The sequence below is a fragment of the Fictibacillus norfolkensis genome, from assembly GCF_014836645.1.
Taxonomy (GTDB): Bacteria; Bacillota; Bacilli; order Bacillales; family Fictibacillaceae; genus Fictibacillus; species Fictibacillus norfolkensis.
In genome coordinates this window covers 337,783-356,503 of the sequence record NZ_JACSQM010000004.1, presented here as the reverse complement: position 1 = coordinate 356,503, position 18,721 = coordinate 337,783, and the positions used below count along the sequence as shown (strand labels likewise).

Annotated in this window: 21 protein-coding genes; 3 read left to right on the top strand and 18 right to left on the bottom strand. The window is 36.2% G+C overall.

Annotated elements, in window-relative coordinates:
• Nucleotides 1–4 precede the first annotated feature (4 nt).
• Nucleotides 5–679, bottom strand: a complete 675-nt coding sequence (locus H9648_RS12035) for a GntR family transcriptional regulator (RefSeq protein WP_191754039.1) — start codon at nucleotides 677–679, stop codon at nucleotides 5–7.
• A gap of 141 nt (nucleotides 680–820) precedes the next feature.
• On the opposite strand from H9648_RS12035, the gene H9648_RS12030 reads away from it, so the two are divergent.
• A complete protein-coding gene (locus H9648_RS12030) occupies nucleotides 821–1,654 on the top strand; it encodes a YitT family protein (RefSeq protein WP_191754038.1) in 834 nt (277 codons plus the stop codon).
• 133 nt (nucleotides 1,655–1,787) lie between these two features.
• Here the strand turns inward: H9648_RS12030 and H9648_RS12025 are convergent, their stop codons facing one another.
• The 7 genes from H9648_RS12025 to H9648_RS11995 form a co-directional block, all read right to left on the bottom strand.
• A complete protein-coding gene (locus tag H9648_RS12025; protein WP_191754037.1) occupies nucleotides 1,788–2,339 on the bottom strand; it encodes an MEDS domain-containing protein in 552 nt (183 codons plus the stop codon).
• 328 nt (nucleotides 2,340–2,667) lie between these two features.
• Entirely contained in the window at nucleotides 2,668–3,513 is an 846-nt protein-coding gene (locus H9648_RS12020) for an STAS domain-containing protein (RefSeq protein WP_191754036.1), read from the bottom strand.
• 313 nt (nucleotides 3,514–3,826) lie between these two features.
• Complete coding sequence (locus H9648_RS12015) at nucleotides 3,827–4,606, bottom strand: TVP38/TMEM64 family protein (protein ID WP_191754035.1); 780 nt, start codon at nucleotides 4,604–4,606, stop codon at nucleotides 3,827–3,829.
• A gap of 133 nt (nucleotides 4,607–4,739) precedes the next feature.
• Nucleotides 4,740–5,816: a sensor histidine kinase gene (locus tag H9648_RS12010; RefSeq protein WP_191754034.1), complete on the bottom strand. Its 1,077-nt coding sequence runs from the start codon at nucleotides 5,814–5,816 to the stop codon at nucleotides 4,740–4,742.
• Nucleotides 5,813–6,499, bottom strand: coding sequence for a response regulator transcription factor (locus H9648_RS12005; RefSeq protein WP_191754033.1), 687 nt, complete (start codon nucleotides 6,497–6,499; stop codon nucleotides 5,813–5,815). Before H9648_RS12005 ends, H9648_RS12010 begins: the two co-directional genes overlap by 4 nt.
• Nucleotides 6,489–7,076 (bottom strand): class I SAM-dependent methyltransferase, encoded by a 588-nt coding sequence (locus tag H9648_RS12000; protein ID WP_191754088.1) that lies wholly within the window; start codon nucleotides 7,074–7,076, stop codon nucleotides 6,489–6,491. Before H9648_RS12000 ends, H9648_RS12005 begins: the two co-directional genes overlap by 11 nt.
• Before the next feature lie 155 nt (nucleotides 7,077–7,231).
• A complete protein-coding gene (locus tag H9648_RS11995; protein ID WP_191754032.1) occupies nucleotides 7,232–7,723 on the bottom strand; it encodes a DinB family protein in 492 nt (163 codons plus the stop codon).
• A gap of 166 nt (nucleotides 7,724–7,889) precedes the next feature.
• On the opposite strand from H9648_RS11995, the gene H9648_RS11990 reads away from it, so the two are divergent.
• Nucleotides 7,890–8,225, top strand: coding sequence for a hypothetical protein (locus tag H9648_RS11990; RefSeq protein ID WP_191754031.1), 336 nt, complete (start codon nucleotides 7,890–7,892; stop codon nucleotides 8,223–8,225).
• Nucleotides 8,226–8,318: 93 nt separating this feature from the next.
• On the opposite strand, the gene H9648_RS11985 is transcribed toward H9648_RS11990, so the two are convergent.
• On the bottom strand, nucleotides 8,319–9,074 hold the full coding sequence (locus H9648_RS11985) for an alpha/beta hydrolase (protein WP_191754030.1): 756 nt from the start codon (nucleotides 9,072–9,074) through the stop codon (nucleotides 8,319–8,321).
• A gap of 396 nt (nucleotides 9,075–9,470) precedes the next feature.
• Here H9648_RS11985 and H9648_RS11980 point away from each other — a divergent pair, with 396 nt between their 5' ends.
• On the top strand, nucleotides 9,471–10,277 hold the full coding sequence (locus H9648_RS11980; RefSeq protein ID WP_191754029.1) for a YwqG family protein: 807 nt from the start codon (nucleotides 9,471–9,473) through the stop codon (nucleotides 10,275–10,277).
• Between the two features lie 39 nt (nucleotides 10,278–10,316).
• On the opposite strand, the gene H9648_RS11975 is transcribed toward H9648_RS11980, so the two are convergent.
• The 9 genes from H9648_RS11975 to nikA form a co-directional block, all read right to left on the bottom strand.
• Nucleotides 10,317–10,784, bottom strand: a complete 468-nt coding sequence (locus H9648_RS11975; RefSeq protein ID WP_191754028.1) for a hypothetical protein — start codon at nucleotides 10,782–10,784, stop codon at nucleotides 10,317–10,319.
• 31 nt (nucleotides 10,785–10,815) lie between these two features.
• Entirely contained in the window at nucleotides 10,816–11,439 is a 624-nt protein-coding gene (locus tag H9648_RS11970) for a permease prefix domain 1-containing protein (RefSeq protein ID WP_191754027.1), read from the bottom strand.
• Entirely contained in the window at nucleotides 11,436–11,762 is a 327-nt protein-coding gene (locus H9648_RS11965) for a PadR family transcriptional regulator (protein ID WP_191754026.1), read from the bottom strand. Before H9648_RS11965 ends, H9648_RS11970 begins: the two co-directional genes overlap by 4 nt.
• 128 nt (nucleotides 11,763–11,890) lie before the next feature.
• Nucleotides 11,891–13,228: an MATE family efflux transporter gene (locus H9648_RS11960; RefSeq protein ID WP_191754025.1), complete on the bottom strand. Its 1,338-nt coding sequence runs from the start codon at nucleotides 13,226–13,228 to the stop codon at nucleotides 11,891–11,893.
• A gap of 66 nt (nucleotides 13,229–13,294) precedes the next feature.
• On the bottom strand, nucleotides 13,295–14,065 hold the full coding sequence (locus tag H9648_RS11955; protein WP_191754024.1) for an ABC transporter ATP-binding protein: 771 nt from the start codon (nucleotides 14,063–14,065) through the stop codon (nucleotides 13,295–13,297).
• A complete protein-coding gene (locus tag H9648_RS11950; protein ID WP_191754023.1) occupies nucleotides 14,052–15,059 on the bottom strand; it encodes an ABC transporter ATP-binding protein in 1,008 nt (335 codons plus the stop codon). The genes H9648_RS11955 and H9648_RS11950 overlap by 14 nt, the downstream gene beginning before the upstream one ends.
• Before the next feature lie 14 nt (nucleotides 15,060–15,073).
• A complete protein-coding gene (nikC, locus tag H9648_RS11945; protein ID WP_191754087.1) occupies nucleotides 15,074–15,865 on the bottom strand; it encodes a nickel transporter permease in 792 nt (263 codons plus the stop codon).
• A gap of 56 nt (nucleotides 15,866–15,921) precedes the next feature.
• Nucleotides 15,922–16,869: a nickel ABC transporter permease gene (gene nikB, locus H9648_RS11940; protein WP_318243518.1), complete on the bottom strand. Its 948-nt coding sequence runs from the start codon at nucleotides 16,867–16,869 to the stop codon at nucleotides 15,922–15,924.
• A gap of 1 nt (nucleotide 16,870) precedes the next feature.
• The gene (nikA, locus tag H9648_RS11935) at nucleotides 16,871–18,418 is read right to left on the bottom strand and encodes a nickel ABC transporter substrate-binding protein (RefSeq protein ID WP_191754022.1); all 1,548 of its coding nucleotides are present in this window, start codon (nucleotides 18,416–18,418) and stop codon (nucleotides 16,871–16,873) included.
• Between the last annotated feature and the right edge of the window lie 303 nt (nucleotides 18,419–18,721).

The following is an 18,721-nucleotide window of genomic DNA, read 5'->3' as shown; positions in this document are numbered from 1 at the left end:
CTCTTTAAAACAATGTTGTTAGAGATTGATAATTTAATTTATCCTGTTGAAGCTTTATTAAACTTTTATCAAGGTGTTGAAGAATTAAGGTTTTTAATTTTTCCTGTTCTCCGTTTTCAATGTAATGGATCATCTGCTCGTGCTCAAGAATGTCGAGTTCTTCGTTATTAGATTTCCCATTAAAAACATCATATAGAACCATATAGATGGTAATCTGACTCAAAATCTTTTTCATAAATTCAATTAAATATCTGTTAGCACTGGCATTCGCAAGAACAAGATGAAACTCATTATTATTCTCTTGGTAAGGGACGATTTCACGTTTCTTATAAGCCATCTTCATTTCGTTAAGAAGTTGTTTAAGTTGTGTGATTTCATTCGCAGCAAGATGAGTGAACCCTTTTTGAATCGCCATTTCTTCTAGCGATTTTCTCATTTCAAAGGCTTGAACCATCTCTTCAATTGTCGGCTGTACGATAAATGCACCTTTATTCGGAATAACATTAACTAATCCTTCTGATTCTAACTTCATAATTGCACTTCGAATTGGCGTTCTGCTCGCATTGACTTTCTCTGCGATCGCATTTTCGAATAACTGGTTCCCAGGTGCAATTTGTCTATTCAAGATTGCGTTTTTTATTAAGTGATAAACTCTTTGTTCTACTGTTTCTTTACGCATTTTATAATTACCTGCCTAACCGTTCTTTTTCCTTATTCTAACATGGATTTAAATAATCGAACAAAATTGTAGAACAATCTTGTTCGAAGTAATTCATTATGATATATTATCCTAGGTATTCAGGTTGAACGGAGTGATAATATGAACCACACAGGAAAAGAAATTACTTTAATTATTATTGGATCCCTGTTCTTTGCACTAGGGGTAAATTGGTTCGCCATCCCAAACGAATTAGGTGAGGGCGGCGTTACTGGTATTTCGATGACTCTATATTATGTATTAGGCTGGTCACCAGGTCTTACAAACTTCATTATGAACGGTTTCCTTTTAGCCATAGGGTATAAAGTCTTAAATAAACGAGTGACATGGTATACGATGGTTGCTATCTTCTTTACCTCTCTTTTTATACATTTAACAGAAGGTATGGGTAACCCTGTTGACATTATGCTCGGCACTGTTTTTGCAGGTGTATTCATCGGAATCGGGTTGGGGCTCGTGCTGCGTTCAGGCGGAACAACAGGCGGCTCGACCATCATTGCGCGAATGCTGAATCAGCATTTCGGCTGGGGTGTTAGTACGACTATGTTTGTGTTTGATATTCTGGTCGTTATTGGTTCCGCATTTGTCATCGGGATTGAAAATACGATGTACACGGGAATATCCATTTATATTAGTACGAAGATTTTGGACTACTTGATTGATGGATTTGATACAAGAAAAGCGGTCACGATCATTTCTGAAAAAACGGACGAAATTGCTAAGAAAGTAAGCGATGAGATGGATCGCGGCGTTACTATTATTAATGCAAGAGGCCATTATTCAAATGAAGCAAAAGACATACTTTACGTTGTAATCAACAAACAAGAGCTATTTCTGTTAAAGAAAATGATTCAACGCGTAGATGAAAAAGCGTTTGTTGTGGTCCATGATGTAAGAGATGTGTTTGGAGAAGGATTTACTTTTCCTAAAACATAAAATGAAATTATAAAAAGGATACAAAAAGGTCGATTCATTTTTTGAATCGGCCTTTTATTAACTATGTGAAAACAAGATATTATGACTTGAATATACACAACTATTACTTTCATTTAAACAAAATTAATTTTTATTATTTTACTATTTTATTTCCATTTATGTATATATCGTGGACTGTGACTAAACTCTCTTTAGTCTCGATTGATAGGCGATCTTCATCAAAAGCACAGACTGAGATAACGCTCATTTTTTTTAATAATTTTTCTAACTTTCTTTCATAACAAATTAATTTATTGCTATCTAAATCTTTACCCCACTCAACATGCCCCCATGTCACAATGCGTTTCCCCTGTTCTTCAAAAGGACTTACCGCTTCCTTGAAATGATTGAAAATAGAATCAGGATCAAAACTTTCCTGTTCATAATAAAAATCAAACGTATTTTCTCGTTTTAAATTCAAAAGCATTTGATCACACACAGTTTCTTTTAATTTATCTAAAAGCATGGGAAATATCCTGTCATTTTCGACAAGTAATACATGTGATCCTTTGTTTAATTCATCACTCAAGTAGTTTGCTGCATTTTGGACATATTGATCAACTTCGTTAAAGACAAAAAGAATATGTACGCTTTTTGAGTCATATTTATTAATTACATCCGATAAATTCAACCTACTACCTTCCAAAAGACATCCCTCCCTCAACGTTTTACTATGTAAGATATTTTAATTTTACCCTCTCTCTCAGTAATATAAATCATTACATCTTACAACTAAATTTTTTATTATTATGAAGTATACTATAAAGAATAACTAACTTATGTTAATTTATGTTTACATTCTCTCACCGCTATAATTGTTAATATATTTCTACTCCTCTACAATCGTAGACAAAACCTCATCTCAGAATAAATTGAGATGAGGTTTGTCACGTTCTGAAATGAATTCTATAACTCTTTAGTTATTAGAGAGGTTCAGCTAATGATTAATTGGAGGAAATATAGTGCAAGAATGCCTAACTAAACTTTTTATACCCTAATGAAGTTAGAGCTTGTTTTAGATTGCCAAAAGAATGAATTTGATTAATTTCTATTTTTAATTGAACAGCTTTAATTGCGATCTCTGGTCGAATTCCCGTAACCGTCACTCTAACCCCTAGAAGCCTTAGAGAATCAGTCAGAGAAAAAAGAACTTCAAGTACCGTATGATCGATGGTATGTACACCCGATAGGTCGATGACAAGTGACGTTATATTCTGTTGGACACAACGCTCTAATGTCTTCATTCTCAGTACTTCTGCCCTAGTCTCGTCAACTTCTCCTACAAGAGGAAGAACCCCTAGTCCATCAAAGAGTGGAACGACTTGAACAGACAACTCATTGAGTAAATGGATATGTTTGTTTTCCCTTTCGCGATAATTCTCCACATAGGTCTCACTAAAACGATGAGAAGAATGATCGATGTTAGTATCAATTCTATTAATAACATCCATTACGTCTAAAATCGAAAATTGCTCTACCAATGAAACCTCTTTTATTACGTTTAGAATTTCACTCCGAATGAAGGCTAGTGGTTGAATAGCAGCATCAAGGAACTGACCGTATTCTACCGCAAATCTGGCAGTATCTTCTGCCCATGTGATCAACATAGACTCCGCTTCTTTTTGATCCATCATTAAAGATTGACCTAGCAATTTAATGAAATTTTCGATATAAGTGATTGTCGTTTCATTATGAACGGGTTGCTTCTCTCTTATTGGATGTCTTTTGAATCGAAGAATAAGTACTTTTTCTGCCATTAAAGATGCATTTTTAACTATAACCTGTCCGATACATGAAAAAGCTACTCTGTTATGATCCATATTATAGATCACCTCCGATTATTTACTTTTATCTACAATTAAAACAAAACATTGTTGTTATTAAATTATATTCCAATCGTAGAAATAGTTTAGAATTAAAACTTCTACTATTAAACTTATAATCCTTCTTGTTTGCTCTGGAATATAAATACAATTAGAAGCTTACTCATATTTGTTGAATGTACATTTTTTGCAAATATATTCAGATTTGTTTCACCAAAAAAACTCAAAATATAATTACTCTGAGCCTAATACCTTATTCTTCTTCTTACAAAATGTAATAACAATCCGTAACCTTCCCATTTAACTTAAATTAAAAAATCTCCGTCAGCCTTAAAGAATAAGCCAGTGAAAATGTAGTAACTAGCTTTGACAGTACAGCTATTATCATAAAGCGTTTGACTTTAACACCACTTATACCCGCTCCAACGCAGATTATTTCATCTGGTAAAACGGGAATGATGAACAACAAAAGCAAAATCCACATCTCGTTCTTTTTAACAAATCGATGATATTGTTCTAATTGTTTTTCATTTACTAATCGCTCTACGACTTTCATTCCATATGTTCGAGACAGATAATACATCGTTAAGATTCCTAAAACTGCCCCCGTGAAGCCTAAGATAAAAGCGGAGAAAGAACCTAAAGCTGCACTTCCTGCAACGACGGTTACAATTTCTGGAACAGGCAAGATAATGGGTTGCGCATAACAAACAGCAAAATAGATAAGTTTAGCAATTTCCATGTTCTCGTTTAAGATCGTTTCTAACCCTTTATTATCAATCGTAACAATCATGCTGCTCATGAAATGTGTGAGAAATATGGCTGCGACCAATACGCTATATACGATGGATGCTGTTCTTATCATTTCAAAAATGGTTCGCTTCTTCAAAAAATAAGATAATGCCGAAACAATGACTAGTGAATAACCAATGATCAATCCAAATGTTCTATAGGATTGATTAAGTGTCGATAGCGATTGAGATAGAAGTAATAAAGAAAGTGACAACATCCCTAACTGTTTTAAGAAACTATACATATTTTGATTAATTATTTTATATGAAGCCGTATTTAGTTGGCTTTTGAGATTCATTTGATCCAACTCCTTTTTAAACTGTTACATTCATTATGTAAAACAAAACTTAAGAAAAGCTTAGGAATATTCTTAACGATTCTTAACTTTTTGCAACGTAAAAAGCTTATGAAGCATGCTTCATAAGCTTTAATCAAATCGGAAATTTAATGATAATCGTCAGCCATCCATCGTTATACTCCGCTCGTATATGTCCACCATGTAGTTCTACAATCCTTTTCGAAATCGCGAGTCCAAGGCCCGTCCCTTCCCTCTCGCTTCGTGCTTTTTCTCCCACTAGAAAACGTTCAAATAATTGATTAACGTCTTGCACTTCTGGCTTTTCTGTTTGATTGGACAGTCTAAATTCGGCATATGTGGATTGAATGTCTAAATTCGCTTTAACAATAGACGGTTTTTCACTGTACTTGATCGCATTCATCAGAATGTTTTCATAAACACGAACCATTTTTTCAATATCAATTAGGATTTCAACGTGTTCTTCGGACAACGATTGTTGAACCCTCATATTATTCTTTTCAAAAATAGGAATGTATTCACCGATCATCTGTCCTAATAAAGCTGACAGATTAACTGGAACCAGATTTAACTTAACATCGGAGCTTGATAAGCGTGTGTATTCAAATAACTCATTAATGAGAGAATTTAAACGTTGTGATTTGGCGTAAGTCGTTTCAAGGTAATTATTTAATTCTAACTCATTTTGATACTGCTTGTTCCTAAGCAAGTCCAAATAACCGATGATTGATGTTAAAGGTGTTCGCAAATCATGAGATACATTGGTGATTAATTCATTCTTTGCTGCTTCTATTTGTCTTTCACTTTCAAATTTATTTTCAAGTTCTTTTGACATAAAGTTAATATTCTCAGCAAGATGAGTGAGTTCGTCTTTTCCCTCTGCTTTTATTGTAAGTCCTAACTTTCCATTGGCAATCGAGTTAACGCTATCGGATATTACCTTTAAATACGTAACTTTTTTCCTGATCAGAATTAAGAAAACAATAATAAATACAAGAATTGAAATCGATAACATGACCAAATACAACAAGTTAAAAGCAAACACACTTTGTTCATCTAATATCTGGTTATCATAAAGATATTTAAAAGATAAGGCATTTAGAAAGAGCACCAGATACGATGCCAAAAGGCTGACTGCTATAGCTCCCAGCAGTTTAAGTATTAATTTATTTCTTAGTCTTTTAAATTTCATATCTTGTACCCTACACCCCAAACCGTCTTAACATAGATGGGTCGCTTTGGATCTTCTTCTAATTTATCTCGTATTTTTGTAATATGAACCATTACGGTACTGTCCGATTTATAGAAATCTTCTTGCCAGACGGCTTCATAAATTTTTTCAATGCTCATGACGATGCCTTTATTACGTGCAAGGAGCTCTAATATGGCGAACTCTTTTGGTGTAAGTCTAACATCTTTCTCTCTTACCCATACCTGACGCGTTTCTGTATTAATCTTCAGATCTCCAATCTCAATTAACTCTCTATTAGAATCTGTATCCTGGTTGTATTTTCTATATCTTCTTAGCTGTGATTTAACTCGTGCGATTAACTCCAATGGATTAAACGGCTTGGATAAATAATCATCTGCACCTGAAGCGAGTCCTTGAATCTTGTCCATATCTTCAGATTTAGCAGAAAGCATAATAATCGGCATGTTTCGCTCCTGTCTAATTTTCATACACGCCTGAATCCCATCCATCATAGGCATCATGACATCTAAGATAATAAGATCAAAATCCTTTTTTTCTAATAATTCTAATGCTTCAATTGCATTTTCTGATTGAATGGTTTGCATTCCCTCATTCTCTAAATACACCGATAATAGGTTGCGAATATCTTTATCGTCGTCTACGATTAGGACTTTAGATTGCATAAGTACCCTCCAAATTTTCTTCTAGAGAACAACATAACACCATGGCAGGTGGTACATTTCTTATTTCAATGCTTACATCAACTTTCGAAAAGAATTGTTCAATAAAGGTCTTCATTGCCTTCGTATATTGAAACGTCACAAACTTTCCATTCTTCCTTAAAATTTTTGAAGTTTTTAGCAGAATACGATGTGAAACGGCTTTTGGTAAGCTGGCAAACGGAAGTCCTGATATCACATAATCTACATATGGAATTCCACATTTCTTAAGATACCAGTCAACCTTTTCTGCTGATTCATTGTATATATATAGATTGTCTACATCTTTATATTTCTCTTCAAGAACTTTGTAAAACTCTATATTATTTTCAAATAATACGATAACCGTTTTAGGATTTCTATGTTGAAGCAACTTTTTTGTAAAAACACCTGTCCCAGGTCCGTATTCCAAAATGTATTTGGCATTATCAAAATCAATACTTTCTATCATTTTATCAGCAAGATAACTTGAACTTGGAAGAACGGCTCCTACTGACCGAGGGTTACTTATATACTGTGCTAAAAAGGATAAAAATTTCAACATTATTCACTCCGATGATTTGAATTTATAGTCATTCTATAATTCAAACCTAAAGAAATAAGAGGAATAATCCTTAAGAATTCTTAAGTTTAAGAAATAAAAAAACTGCATCGCCACCTCTAATTGTGTGGGATGCAGTCTTTTTTCCTCATATTTTAAGCTTCTACAGCTTCTGCTTTCCAACTTCTCTGCAGCTTACGAATCATAATAATCTGCCCAATATGGTACGCATTGTGTGTGGCAGCATTCCCGATAATTTCCCACCATTTCGCAGGTACAGGAAAACCATTTACTTCACTTTCTACTTTCTCTTCTGATAGTAGTTCTTGCCATTGCAAGAGAACCTCTAACAGTTGTTCCTTCAATTGTGAAAAATTTTGATTTTCCGGTATGATAAAGCTTTTATCATTATTTCCAATAGAAGGTACAGCTTGGACATGAGACTGAGTGTATCGAGTTTGCCACGTCTTATTCCAATAAAGAAGGTGCTGTACAATTTCAGCGATACTGTGGCAATTCTCGTTTGGTTTCCAAAAAGCTTCTTCTTCGGCTAGGTTTTCAACTGATTCATTAAATGGCAGATACCAGCTAGCATCATTTGCATTGGCTAACAGTTGATCAGCTAGAAGACTTTTTACGTGTACCATTGGTTTCACTCTCCTACTTGATTTATTTAGTAAGGTACATGGCATTTCTTTTTTATTTACAAGCTCATACATTAATTCTCGTTCATCTGTTTCTTTCCTTTTTCATTTTGAAAGATTAATATGAAAAGGTACTTATTAATACGAACGTAAGATGGAGTGAGTTACAATGGAATGTTTCTGTGAAAATGCCAAGATATTCGAACTAAAATTAGAAGCTGATGTTGATACTGACCCTATTTGGTGTAATCAGTGTGACTGTAATCTAGACATTAATGAATTGCCCATTTCTGAAGAGCTAAGAGAGAGTGTGATGAATTGGGCTATGCAATACGGAAAATGGATAGATTGGGACAACGATACATTATGTGAAAATGATCTAGTCCTAGAGGCTGAGCATAATCAACTTGGGCAAACTCTTTCGAAAAAACTTCAGAAAGAGCTCGGAGAAATATATACCGTACGATTTTCTCCTTCACATTTATCAAAAATCTATACAAATTAAACTTGAGTTAAAGTTAAATAAGTTGCGTTAGAAAAGCAAGAAACCCGAATTCATGTTGAACATTCGGGTTTTTCTTCCTTTTATAAAATTACACTAAGCATTTATTTTATTTAGTACTTTTTCCATAAACTTAAGTGTCTCATCAATGATTAGTTGTTGGTCATTATCGAGTGTAGCCACATGGTAACTGTTCTGTAAATGAATAATCTGTTTGTTTCGGGATGAAATGGAATCATAGATGATTTGAGAGTTATCAGGTGGAACAACATGATCTTCTGTTGAAACAAAAATTAACGCGGGACATGTGACAGTATGAAGATTTTCTTTAACTTTTTTCATTAACAATACAATTTCTTTTAAAGATTGAACCGGAGTTTTGTCATAGGCAAGTTCTTTCACTTCCGGATTCTTTAAGTCTGAACCGATGGCGTCTAGAAATCGTTGGTTGGAATGTTGCATGTTTTCCATGTCTTGTATGTCGATTGCTGCATTGATTGGAATGATTGCTTTAATATTTGGATACGTTTCTGCAACATATAACGTAAGTGTTCCTCCCATAGAGAGACCCGTTACAAAAAAGGTGTCACAACGTTCTTTCAGCCATTGATAGCCTTCTTCAATGGACTCAATCCAATCATGATATGTAGTCTTTTCCATATCCTCATAGTGGGTACCATGCCCTTTCAGCCTCGGACCACATACGGTATATCCTGCCTTTGCGTATGCCTCCCCCAAAGGACGCATACTTTGTGTAGAACCAGTAAAACCATGAGAAATTAATATTCCCACCTTGTTGCCTTCATAATAAAAAGGTTGAGCTTCCGCCATTACAGAATGCTTCTCTGTCATACGAATCCCTCCATTTCATTTACAACTTACCCTATACATTCAAAGAAGTAACGCCATTACCTGCAAAAATCTCCCCTAACCCATTTAGCTTTTGTTTTCCTGTTTCTTTGGTTTTGACCAATCTAAAAAGAAGACAACGATTACATAAAGCAAGGGTATAATGAGATTTTCTAATAATTGCAGTTCTTTAAATCTGTAAAAGTCAAAAGCAATTAATGTTAAATAAATAGGTACAAAATAAAATAAATATTTTTGGACTCTCCCCATTTTCACACCTCAACTATCTATATTTATGCCTTATTACGACTTACTTAAATTACAATATATAACCATATATTTTTATTGTAATACGATTACTAGAAACTTACACTTAAAAGAAAAGGAGAATATTACATTATGACTTTATCACTTCCAAAAGCATTAGAACCTTATAGAAGCGACATCGAGAAAACGGTTGTTCCTTTTGTTTCAATACAAGCTACACGTCAGTCCACCTCATTAAAAGACAGCAAAATTGGAGGATCTCCTTACTTGCCTGCGGGAGTTTCATACCCTGTTGATTCTTCCGGATCACCAATGGCTCTTCTCTGCCAACTTAATTTTGAGGAAGTCCCTCACCTTGAGCACTTCCCAACTACTGGGATATTACAGTTCTATCTTTCTAAAAATGATGATGTGATGGGTATGGATTTTGATAATCCTACTAATCAAAGTAACTTCCGCGTCATCTATCATGAGAACATTGAGCAGCCTCATGCAATAGACTCTCTTACTCCGAAAAATTCAATAGAGGAGCACATTCCTTTTAATGGTGAATACCGTTTATCTTTTTCCATGTCAAAAGAAGCACTTGGTGTAAGTGATTTTCAGTTCGAAGAAAGTTATGAATCTATTGATATGGATCAGGCAACAGGTGAAGAGAATATGTGGGGAGAAGAAACGCTATATGACCTTTTTTGTGAACATGTTGAGAACATGGGGCACAAAATAGGGGGATACGCGTTCTTTACGCAAACAGATCCACGTGATTATGGAACTCAATTTGATGATTACCGAATTACATTGCTTCAAATTGATACAGATGATGAAGGTGAGAATGACATCATGTGGGGAGATGCTGGTGTAGGCAACTTTTTTATTACGAAAGAAGATTTAAGAAATAAGGACTTTTCTCGCGTTCTATTCAACTGGGATTGTCATTAATAGATATAATTGTGAAGGGGCAACTATATGGTTACCCCTTTATTTCAGTATGATTTTTCCCACATACTGCGAACTACCATTTTTTGTACGAAAATCAACCTCTAAGACATATTCACCTGGATCACTAGGAAAAGAAAAGGAGTAATCAGTTGATGATTTCGTTGTCAACTCTATTTCCTCATTCCCCTTCCATAACGAGACTTTGATTACCTCATCCGTGTAATCTCCGCCATCTTCTTTGCTTTCTAGTAAGATTAATTCAGTTGATTGGTTAGGCGAAACCTTGATTTCTTTTTGTTCACTGGCTAGCGTTAAAATGTTCTCTACTTTATTCTTAAACTCCTTGTCTTCTGTCTTCCAGTCAACATTTGCTTCTTTTAGAGAATATACGTCTTCGTTAACGCTAAGTCTTATCTCTGGTGGCCCGGCATCATAGTCTTCTCCAATACAAGCAGTTAATAAAACAATAAAAAAGATTCCTGCTATCACATTCAAGTATCGTCTCATAATACGCATACTCCTTTTTCTAGACTGCCGTTTAAATTGATCGTTTAAAGAGTTGATTGAAAATTTGTCTAGCTATCACATAGCAAAAGGCACCGATTGGAACAACCAACAAATCAATCCATATTCCATTCTGATATTTTTCTGGGTTCTGAAAGTAAGCTAAAAACATGATCCCACCGATAAAAATTGAGGGAGTGAAAAAGAATACCCATGGATTCATTATGTATCTCATCTTCACTGAGCTTAATTGTATGGCTTCATAAACTAGTTCAGCCATCCCAGCTATGAAGAAAATAATAAAGAAACCTCCTAAAACACTGGATAAAGGTGCTATGTTATCGGCTCCTGGATTGTAATGCTCCATAATAAAAGAAGATAGTATACAAAAAACGAGGGTAACGAATACGGTGTTCCAAAGAAAACGTGAAATCTTATAAAAGGGATATACTGCTTTTTTCATTTCCCAATTCATTTTTTTCTCGTTTCCGAATGCCTTTATTGCAATTTGTAAGGATTCTTGCTCAGAGTAACCTTTTATTATCAGCTCATTCATGTGTTCATTTATGTGCTGTGTTATCTCTTCACGTATATCCTCTTTTTCTTCTATTGGTAGACCTGCTACGATTACATCAATATATTGATCTAACTTCTTCATAACAACCCCTCCAACGTTTTATCCATAAGCTCATTAATTTGCTTCCAATCTTTTCGCTTTTCCGTTAGAATTTTTCGTCCAGTTGTTGTTAGTGAATAATATTTACGCCGATTCCCTTCAGGTCCGTGTTTCCAATAAGAAGTCACACACTCTTTTTTCTCTAACCGTTTTAAAGCAGGATAAAGCGTTCCCTCGTTCATGGAGAATTCTTCATTACTTAATATTCTTAAATTCCTTGTCATTTCGTAGCCGTAACTATCTCGATCTACCAAAAGCGAAAGAAGCAGAATTTCTATACTCCCCTTCAATAGTTCTTTATCCATGTTCAACCTCCAATATTTTCTAATTATATTGTAATACGATGTACATCGTATTACAAGGGTGTAAAAAAAAAGAAACAGGACATTTTTTATTGATGCCCCGTATTTTGTATATTTGTCCATTTATTTTGTTAAAACCCTTTACTCTCTCCACTATAGTGCATTTCATGAAATCCTAGTGTCCTCGTTAGCTTTGGCACATGTAAAATCAAGAACAACGATCGAGCGGAACTGAAAAGAATAAAGGCTAACCATAATCCATGATTATCTAAACCTGCTGTTAAGAAAAGAGAAATTAAGAAAACGAGTAAAGCTAGAATCATAGAATTTCGTAATGAAGAGGCTTCTGTTGCTCCTACAAAAATTCCATGAAGTACGACTCCAAAGCTAGAGACGAGCGGAAAACATATGATCCAAGCTTCGTACGTACCTACTTCATGAAGTACTCCTGGTATCGAGGTGAACAGTTGGTGTATCTGATCATTGAATACAAAATAAACACTTGAGATGATTAGTGATGAGATAACTGCCCATTGAAAACTGAGTTTAATCGTTGTTTGATAAAGTGTTCTATCGTTAGAACCTATCGCCCTACCTGTTAATATACTTGAAGCATTGGCAAATCCATCATACATATATGCCATGATGTAATGAATCTGGATTAATATCGCGTTCGCTGCAAGTATTTCTGTACCGAACGTGCCTCCTTTTGCCGTAAAAACATTAAAGACAACTAATAAGCAAAATGTTCGAATGAATAAATCCCTGTTCATCCTCATCATTTTTTTATAAGAAGATAGATCGATTGATTTTATTTGGAAAATCTTCTTACGTTGCTTAACGGGAATCGCTTTCCAAACAATAACAAGACCGATTACAAAAGTAGAGACCTCCGAAATTAATGTAGCCGCTGCAACCCCTACAACACTCCATGAGAAGACTTTAACAAATAGAATATCAAGTACAATGTTCGTTACGTTCATGTACATTTGAAGGAACAAGGTCTTCTTAATCATAGCCAGTCCCATCATCCATCCTATGATTACATAATTGAGCAGTCCGAAAGGTACACCCCATATACGAATCGCAAAATAATCTGTTGCTAGAGACATAACGACTGAATCAGATGTCAACAGCGGCAGAAACTGCTCTTTTATCGGATATTGGAGTGCTACTAGACATGCACTTATGCTCAGTGCCAGGAGCAAAGGTCTACTGAGTGATCGTAAGATATCTTCCTCATTTTTTGTTCCATGAGCTTGTGCAGCAAACCCAGATGTGCTCACTCTTAAAAATCCAAACAGCCAATACATCGTATTAAAGATAATGGTGCCGACTGCTACTCCAGCTATGTAAGAGGAATCATCCAGCTGTCCAACAACAGCCGTATCTACTGCACCAAGTAAAGGCGTCGTGATGGTTGTAAGAATCAGCGGTAGTGCCAATCCTAGATATTTCGAATGATTCAATAAAGTTCATCCCCCTAAAACAAATAAAACCAGCACTTTGTTTAAACAAGTGTTGGTTCTCTTCAATTACCGATCTTGTTCCATACTCATCTCTACTAGCATTTTTGTATAAGGATGACGAGACGCTGAAAAAAGTTCATTTGTTAAAAACGCATCAACTAAGATGCCGTCCTTTAGTACCACGATTCGTTCACACATGAATTGGACAGCTGCGATATCATGCGAGATGAATAGAAATGAGAGGTTCAAGTCTCGCTGTAACTTCTTTAACAGATTGAGGACTTGTGCTTGTACAGAAACATCCAGACTTGAAGTAGGTTCATCGCAAACCAGCAGATCTGGTTCTAAGCTAATTCCCCTCGCTACGGCAATTCTTTGTTTTTGTCCGCCACTTAGTTGGTGTGGATATCTCTCCAGAAGTTCAGGTGATAGGCCCACTTTTTGAAACAAGACTTCTGCCATCTTCTTACGATCATGTCTTACTTCTTTTAAAAATGAAGGGATAACGTCTGGATAATTTTCTAACGGTTCAACTACAGACTTCCATACAGGAAGTTTAGGATTTAAGGACCCAGCGGGATCTTGAAACACGATTTGAAGGTGACGCCTGAATGCTTTTAAAGCTTGTCCTTTTAGCGTGTGCAGGTTACTCCCTCTAAAATGAACATCTCCTTGATCAGGTTTCTCTAGTCCTAAAATGATCTTGCCAAGAGTACTCTTACCGCTGCCACTCTCTCCAATGATCCCTATGCTTTCACCAGCATGAACGTAAAGTGAAATATCACTTAAAGCTGGTTTTGAGTGATATGTCTTCGAGATTGAATTAACGTGTAACATATCGTTCTTCCCTTTCTGCATTCACCAGATGACAGGCAGCCGAATGGTGTTTTCCTAAGCTATTCATTGGCACTTTGTTGCTGCAGGACTCCATAGCACTCGGACATCTTTTAGTAAAAGGACAGCCCTCTTCAGCTATTAATCCAGGTTCACCTAGCATAGTCGGCAACTCATGTTGGATATGCTTATTCAATCTGAGCCTCGACTGAAGTAATAGATTCGTATAAGGATGGATAGGATTCGCCACTACAGCACTGGTTTTTCCTATTTCTACAATTTGTCCACCGTACATAACGCCTACTGTTTGTGTTCGTTTGATAATATGTTTCAGGTCGTGCGAGATTAGGAGAATAGAGCAATTCAACTCTTCTTTAAGCTCAGACAAGAGATCTAGAATTCTTTCTCCGGTTAACACGTCTAGAGCAGTTGTTGGTTCATCTGCAATGATCAGTTTCGGCCGAAACATAATGGCTGATGCGATAGAAGCTCTCTGCAATTGTCCGCCACTAAGTTCATCAGGAAAGCTGTTAAATACACGTTCCGCAGGTAAGTGGACTTTGTTCAGCCAATGAATTGCCACTTTCTTTGCTTCTTTTCGACTCATATCTGTGTGACATCTTATAATCTCAATAAACTGCTGTCCAACTTTTATAAATGGCGTGAAGAAGCTTTGATAGTTTTGTGAGAGGTAAGCAATATCACGACCACGTATATTTCTTAGCTCCCTTTCACTTAACGACGTGATCTCTGATTGACCAAGTGTAACAGATCCGCTTGTAACTTCCAGAGACTTAGAAAGCATTCCCAAAATCACGGTGGCCGTCAAACTTTTTCCACTGCCGCTCTCTCCGACTAAGCCAAATATTTCACCTTGAGGGATAGAAAAATTCAGATTGTGAATTAGCTTTTTCCTGCTGTTGCGGATAGTCACTGAAAGGCTTTCCACAGTGAGCAGATTATTCTCACATGAAGTTGTCGTTTTGTTCTCAAACATTACAAACCTCCTCTCTATCGACTTTTAACATCCCATTTGTCTCTCAATCCTTCACCCATTAAGTTAAATGCTAATACCACAAAAAAAATGGCTAAACCTGGGTAGATCATTAATTCTGGCGCACTCTGAAAATAAGGTCTTCCATCATTCAACATCGCTCCCCATTCTGGAGCTGGAGGCTGCGCACCTAATCCAAGGTAGGATAAGGAAGAGATTGTAAGGATCACTTTTCCGATATCAAGGGTAGCTAGAACAAGGACAGGAGAAACAATTTGCGGAAACATATGTCTTCTTATAATCTTCCAGTTAGAACTTCCCCCAACTTTTGCAGCTAGAACATAATCTTTGTTTCGTTCCGTGATTACGATACTTCTTACGACCCTTGTATAAGCAATCCACTTAACAAAAACAATCGAAATCATGAGATTCGTCAAACTTGGTCCTAAGAATCCAGCGATCGCAATCGCTAAAATAAATTCTGGAAGAGCAAGTATACCATCCGCTATACGCATAAACAGGGTATCCATTCGACCACCGATGTAACCGATCACGAGACCGATCGGAATACCGATGAGTGCAACTGTCACAACAACAAGTGCCGTTATTCCAAGTGTTGACTGGGCACCGACTATGAGTCTTGAAAATATACATCTTCCCATATGATCAGTTCCTAGAGGGTATGCTGAACTTGGTGGAGCAAGCCGTTCAGCCATGTTAGCTGTAAAAGGCTCGTTAGGAATAATAAATGGTCCAATAATTGTAATGAAAGTAATTATAATAAAAAACAAAAGTCCACAGCTTGTCATCAAGTTTTGATTCTTAAAGAAAAATGGAATTCGGTTTATTCTAGGCACCTGAACATTCACCTTCCTAATGCCTCCTCTTTTCGTTTCATTCTAGGATCGATCACATAATAAGATAAATCAACAACGAGATTTGTTATTACTACAAATATTCCAGTTAATAATACATATCCTTGGATGACCGGATAGTCACGGTTAAATATAGCGTCAACGGCAAGACTCCCCAATCCTGGCCAAGAAAATAAAATTTCAACGACTACTGCTCCACCTAAGAAACTGCCTAGACTTAAGCCGAAAATAGTTAGTACGGGGAGAACTGCAGCTCTAAAAGCGTGCAACCATAGAATCCTCCACTCTTTGACACCTCTTGCTCTTGCTGCATAAATATAGTCCTCAGACAAACTTTGTAGAAGACCCGCTCGAAGCAGCCTCGCATAAACTACAGCAAACGTAAAACCTAATGTAAAAGCGGGTAAAATGATTTGAGAATAGGACCCGATTCCTGAAGAAGGTAGAATGCTTAATTTAAACGCAAAAAGATAGATTAAGATGAGTCCGAGCCAAAAGTTAGGAATAGATGCTCCAACTAATGCTAAAATCCGACTGAATTGGTCTGGCCATTTGTTTACATATTTTGCAGACCACACGCCGAGTGGAACGGTGATGCATAACATGATAGTCATTGCAAAAAATGTAAGTTCCGCAGTAATGGGTATGCGCGTTAACAGTTCTTCAATAACTGGTTTCCCAGACATGTATGATTTTCCTAGATCAAACTGCATGAGGTTGAACATCCATTTGCCATATTGTACATACAGAGGCTGATCAAAGCCAAGCTTACTTCTAAGCTCAGCTTGATCTTCTTCTGTTACGACCATTTCATCGGCATTTAGGATGGTAAGAACCGGATCTCCTGGTGCCATCTTCATCAATGTAAACGTAAATAGGGATAGTATGAATAAAACAACAACCAGTTGAATAACCCTATTCTTTATAATCGTAAACACATTACTTCACATCCATATTGTGTGTTAGAATATAGTACTCCTCTGCTGTAGGCTCCCAGTTCACAATGCGTTTGTTCATCCCAATAATGATATTTGGATAAACGGCATAGCTGTGGGCAACTTCTTTGTTGATTACCTTAGCCGCATCTTGTGTCAGCTTTGTACGCTCGTCTAAATCTGTTGTTCTGTTTAGCTTTTCAATTAGAGTGTTAAGTTCCGGTATGTTGATTTTCCCAACATTTAAAGCACCTGTTTCTGTGAAAGCTGTGTTAAAGAAGTAGCTGCCGTCTCCTCTTGGTGAAGTATTGTTACTATATGTAGCTAGATCCCAGTCTTTATTTTCAGCTAGATGCGTATCTGCATTCTCAACAGTTTTAATTTCAATTTTGATTCCGGCTTTACTTGCATCAGATTGTAATAGCTGCGCGATTAAAGGAAGTTCTGGACGAGCTTTATATGTAACTAGTTCAAGAGTTAAAGGTTTACCGTCCTTCTCCATTAGACCTTCTGCATTTTCTTTATAGCCTGCTTGTGTTATAAGGCTTTTAGCTTTATCTACATTCATTTCTGAAACTTCTTCATCGAGTCCAAACGGCAATGTACTGTTAAATGGACCGTTAGCCTCAAGTCCGTTTCCTTGCATAATGTCTTTCACTACGCTCTTGCGGTCAAGCAACAGATCAAGTGCTTGTCTTATCTTCAAATCTTTTACGTTTTCACTTTGACTGTTATAAAGAACAAAATGTGCACGAAGTCCTGGGATAGATTCAACGCTCAGTTTGCTATCTTTCTTTATAGCATCTAAACTCTCTGCAGGAAGATTGTACACCACATCAGCTTCCTTTGACTGAAGTGCTAGCGCTCTTACGTTAGGATCTTCATTAAATTTAATCATAGCTGAATCTAGTTTCGGCTCACCTGCCCAATAATTTGCGTTCTTCTCTACTTCAACAAATTGATTGGCTTTAAATTCTTTTACTTTAAATGGACCCGTACCAATAGGGTTATTCTTAAATGCTTCTTCGCCTTCCTTCTTGGCTGCATCCATGTTCACAATTGATGTATAAGGATTTACAAGTTCAGATGGAAGTGCAGGATATGGTTCTGTCGTATTAATAGTTAGTGTTTGTCCGTCGGCTTCCATCGATTTAATCTTGAGAGAATCACCTAACGATTCGTTGGCTTCTATACTTCTTTCTAATGATTGTTTGACAGATTCAGCATCAAGTTTTTTACCATCTTGGAATTTTACATCATTTCGGATATCAAATACCCACTTCTGATTATCTGCTGTTTCCCATTTTTCCGCTAACCAGCCTTCAATATTTGATTTCTCATCCAGTTTTAATAACGTTTCTGTAAGTCCAGAACGAATAGGAATAAATCCAGTGTGCGGATCTAAGTCTGCTGCTTTGAAGCTGAAGATCATGTTAACGTTCTTTTCTTTATCTTCTTGTTTTTCTGAGCTATTTTGTGTAGTTGAACAACCAGCGATGAATACAAGAACCAAACATAACATTCCTACTAAAATATTTTTATAGTTTCTCATTCATTTACCTTCCTTGCCTGTTAGTTTATAATCGTAATCATTACGGTTTGAAAATCAAAAAAAATAATGGTTGAAGTTTATTGAAAGATGAAGAAAATAATACCTATGTATCAAGTAATCTTGAACACTAAAAAACGAAGTAATCATAAGATTTACGACACCCTTGTACGAGGTGTTCTTTATGCTCGCCCTTCTGGTCCTTGTTAAAAGTGCTGCCCTCCTCACTTTCGCTTTAAGCGTAATCATTACGATTTACATATCGAATTCTATCATTTAATAAATTGGTCGTCAATCACTGAACGA